This is a genomic window from Bacteroides sp. 1_1_14, from assembly GCF_000162515.1.
Taxonomy (GTDB): domain Bacteria; phylum Bacteroidota; class Bacteroidia; order Bacteroidales; family Bacteroidaceae; genus Bacteroides; species Bacteroides thetaiotaomicron.
On sequence record NZ_GG774705.1, the window covers coordinates 1 to 4,258 of the forward strand.

Annotated in this window: 3 protein-coding genes; all 3 read left to right on the plus strand. The window is 39.2% G+C overall.

The window, feature by feature from the left end; translation table 11 throughout:
- Positions 1-403: transposase (locus HMPREF9007_RS14915; RefSeq protein ID WP_032850339.1), on the plus strand; the 403-nt coding region annotated here is incomplete at its 5' end.
- 1,208 nt (positions 404-1,611) lie between these two features.
- Positions 1,612-2,646, plus strand: a complete 1,035-nt coding sequence (locus tag HMPREF9007_RS14905) for a glycosyltransferase family 4 protein (protein ID WP_008761234.1) — start codon at positions 1,612-1,614, stop codon at positions 2,644-2,646.
- Entirely contained in the window at positions 2,643-3,239 is a 597-nt protein-coding gene (locus HMPREF9007_RS14900; RefSeq protein ID WP_008761235.1) for a WbuC family cupin fold metalloprotein, read from the plus strand. Before HMPREF9007_RS14905 ends, HMPREF9007_RS14900 begins: the two co-directional genes overlap by 4 nt.
- The last annotated feature ends 1,019 nt before the right edge of the window (positions 3,240-4,258 follow it).

A 4,258-nucleotide genomic window follows, 5' to 3' on the forward strand; every position in this document is an offset into this window, starting at 1 on the left:
GCCGACCATGGAGGCGATGATAAACCTGCGGGCAAACCTGCTGCAGGAGTTGAAAAGTGAGGAGGAGCAAAAAAGTTGTTATATGCGGGAGGCCCTGAATTATCTTCACAAGTTTTGGAATGAGGCCTTCACTTATATAAAGGACGGCCGTTATCCGATCTCGAACAATCTGGCGGAACGGGCGGTGCGTCCCTTTACCACCAAACGGAAGAACTCCCTGCACTTCGGAAGTGACGAGGGAGCGGAGATTGCCGCTGTATACCATAGCATAATCAGCACGGTGAAGCTGCAAGGCAGGTCCGCATGGGATTATCTTGGTAAATTTTTTACCGGAATTTTTAACGGTTGCAGAGATTTTTTGAGTCTGACACCACAAAATATAGACTTGGCAGTATGCCAATAGTTAAAAAACAATCGAATTTAATAGCAATTTTTGTGAGGCATCCATTCTGATGCCTTATAAAAAGGGTACGCTCTAAATTGAGTATTAACAAAATGCCATTGAGGCATTAGTCAAATTCTATCAGGATAATGCCATTAAGATGATGCTTTTCAAAGGATACGGTTATTGGTCAACAACTAATTTATAGACCTGTAAGAGAGATTAACATCTACCCTGGGCACTTATGGTAATTGGGCGGTCAAATGTTCAGAATAGGTTTGGAGTTGAAGTAGAGTCTGGTCACGAACATCACACAAACTTTAATTATAAAGGTATAATGGTGGAGAACTATTACGACTTCATCAAGAGTTAGGTTCACCGTGATGCTCTAGCTATTGAGGCAAAGCTGAAAGAGTTCGTAGATAAGAAAATTTTTGTTTGTACCATTTCGGATATGTATCTTCTATCAGTAGACTTTAACGTTATTTTTCTGATTCGCCACCTTGGACAGCACTTGGCAGGAGAGTATATAACTCTTCGCTAACTGTTGGATTGGGGGGCTTGTAGGCTGATGGCGATAAGGTTAATTGGAAAGAGATAGTGTCTATTTGAAAGAGATGAGAAGTTGGTCATTCTTTAATCAGATAAATGTGGTTTGCGAGAACTATTTGGACATAAAGTTTTCTGATAGCGTTCCTGCCATCAAACGAAATAAGGATTTAGAGACTCGCATCACAGAAGACGTCCTTCATTCAGAGTTCTGCGAGGAGAAGCAAGTGACACTTTTTCAGTCCTTAGGTTCAATGTAAAAGGATGGTGGAACAATCGATGGGAACATCTTCTCATCTATAGCGAATGGTGGCTACTTGTGTTTCTTACTCTACTTTTATAGCGAATGGTGGCTACTTGTGTTTCTTACTCTACTTTGGGGCTACCTTAGGAGGTTCGAAACAATCAAAGATTAAAATGGACTACTTCAACAGAAAACATATTACCCCTCACCGAATTCACTTACGATACAAAGATCCTGAAACGGATATGCTGGATTGGCGATTGAGATTTATCTTCTTCGTGAAATGGCATCCATACCCTCAGACAGCTTTTAACCACGAGAAAAAATTCTTCAAAGGTCACTTTCTCTGCAATGATAAAGCTATCACTAACATGACGCTTTTCCTGAATTGCGTTCATCTTGATTGGAAGGAATAATTTGAAAATAATATACGATTATGAACATATATTTAACTTATGTAATCATCTTTGTGATACTATTAACTCTTGAGTTAGCATACTTCAAGATTGCTGATAAATTTAATATTATCGATAAACCTAATCAGAGATCGAGCCACTCTATCATCGTACTTCGTGGAGGAGGTGTTATATTTCTGGTTGGTGCATGGATATGGAGCGTATTCTTTGGCTTTCAGTACCCATGGATTCTGTTGGGCTTGACATTGGTGGCTGGCATTAGCTTTATTGATGATATCCATTCGTTGCCTGATAGTTTGCGACTGGTGGTGCAGTTTATAGCTGCTGGCTTGGTATTCTATGAGTTAGGTATGTTGAATGCTACTTGGTTTGAAAAGTTTGGTGTACTGCTGGGTGGTCTGTTTGTACTACTGGCATTAATCGTTTATGTTGGTGCAACGAATGTAATAAATTTTATGGATGGCATCAATGGTATTACGGCAGGATATTCGTTAGCGGTATTGATTCCATTAGCATTGTTAAATATGGATATAGGATTTGTGGAGCAAAGTCTGATTGTCTCTACAATTCTTGCATCATTGGTATTTTGTGTATTCAACTTCCGACCGAAAGGCAAGGCGAAATGCTTTGCCGGGGATGTAGGTTCTATTGGTATTGCTTTTATTATGTTGTTTTTGTTAGGCAATGTGACTATCAAGACCGGTGATATTACTTGGCTGATATTCCTGTTGGTATATGGCGTAGACGGTTGTCTGACTATTACCCATCGTATTATGCTGCATGAAAACTTGGGAGAGGCACATCGTAAACATGCTTATCAGATCATGGCGAATGAACTGAATATTGGGCATGTAAAGGTGGCGACCCTGTATGTGTTGCTTCAGTTGGTTATATCACTGGGTTTTATATACCTGTGTCCGAATACGGTTGTTGCTCACTGGATTTACCTCGTCTTTGCCATTGTAATTCTTGCTGTGGCTTATGTGTTGTTTATGTTGAAATATTATCATTTACATGAAGAGTATTTGGCATCTCTTGAAAATACTGACTTATGATACAGATAGACCAAAAACTGATTTCTGAACTATTCGATAAGGCGTTGGGTAATTCACGTCTTCGTATGAATTATGACCTACGTACAAATTCTAACGATGGTGGTCAGCGTATGTTGAATGCTTTGATACCCGGAACAGATGTGCCAATCCATCATCATCCACACAGCAATGAGAATGTCATTCTCCTATGTGGTGACTTGATAGAGATATTGTATGATGGAGAGGGTAATGAAATAGAGCGTGTTCACCTCGATCCAACGACCGGTAAATTCGGTTGCGTAGTACCTGCAGGCGCATGGCACACTGTTGAAGTACTTGAACCGTCAGTCATCTATGAAGCAAAAGACGGTAAATATGGAGAGGATGGAAGCGAAACTTTTGATGAGTATATACTCAAGAACTCATCTGAATTATCAGAAGCATTTACTTTTTCAAACTCTTTTGGTGACCTCAAGAAGAACATTGAGTGCCTTATTAGTATGGAGCGTCAGTCAGGTTCCATGGATGCAATCTCTCCTCTCTACGTTTCTCACATGTTAAATGTGCCTCTTGAACAGGTGGAGTCTGTAATGAAAGAGACAGGAATATACTAATATCATAACCAATGAATCTCATCTACATTTCCCATAAAGATGCAATGAGCGTTATATCGTTTATATATCGTAGTTGTCTGAATCAGGTCTATAAAGAGTAACTTTTCCAGATTGTGACTTTTCTCGGTGTGTTCGTCAGTAAGTCTGCGAACAAAACTTCCATGATTTGGAAAATCGGCTTCTATGTTAAATCAAATTGGGCAACCCTATTGGAACAATGACAAAATACTCTGTGTCATCTGATCTTGTGGAGGCTGTTCGTGAACTACACTATAATTCTCAAGCCTGAGTGTTCAGGGTATCTCGCAAATTTGTTATGAAGGGGGATATATGGGGAATATGTTTCTAGAGCGTTTAGAGGAGAGTTATGGAAACAATTGTCTCGATGGTAATAAGGTTGACCTTGACACCTTTGGATGGGGGACTATGCTCTCAATGACTTTGACAATGCTGTTTCGGACCTTAACTATAACGGTCCCATGACCTTTCTTGATGTCGCAAGGAGGTTGTAATAGTTCGGGAGGCGGGAAGGGAATCAGCCTTCCAATAGCCGGATGTCAGACCACGAATAACGTTAATTGCGAGTTAATGGCAGAAAAGAATGATCAAGACTTTATTGCCTTTTGTGATGAGTTAAGAACATATCTCTCTGAAAACTATCATTTCTTGAATAAGTATATCAGACTCTTGAACAAGATAAAATTTGTCTGTTGGAAAATAAACTAGGATATGTTGGAGGAGTGGAAGATATTTCTCGAAATAGAGGGCATGGGGATATACATGAGTATACCAGAAGTAGAAAAAAGAAGGTGCAATAAGATCAAAAGATGCTTTGCTCGCAGTTTGTTTGATTATGATATAAAAGAAGTGAAAAATACTCGATAATTCAGATCTGTATGTTGTATTGGCCGAGACAAAAGTGGGGCTATGTAGGTTTTGTCTACTAAGCGGTTCTTTGTGTAGAACTGAATAAAGATATTGTATATACTATAAATAAATATTAATGAAATAAAATGAAA

What these genes read in the sequence shown, in the direction of transcription:
- HMPREF9007_RS14900 (WP_008761235.1), top strand. Translation starts at nt 2,643, where the DNA reads ATGATACAGATAGACCAAAAACTGATTTCTGAACTATTCGATAAGGCG.
- HMPREF9007_RS14905 (WP_008761234.1), top strand. Translation starts at nt 1,612, where the DNA reads ATGAACATATATTTAACTTATGTAATCATCTTTGTGATACTATTAACT.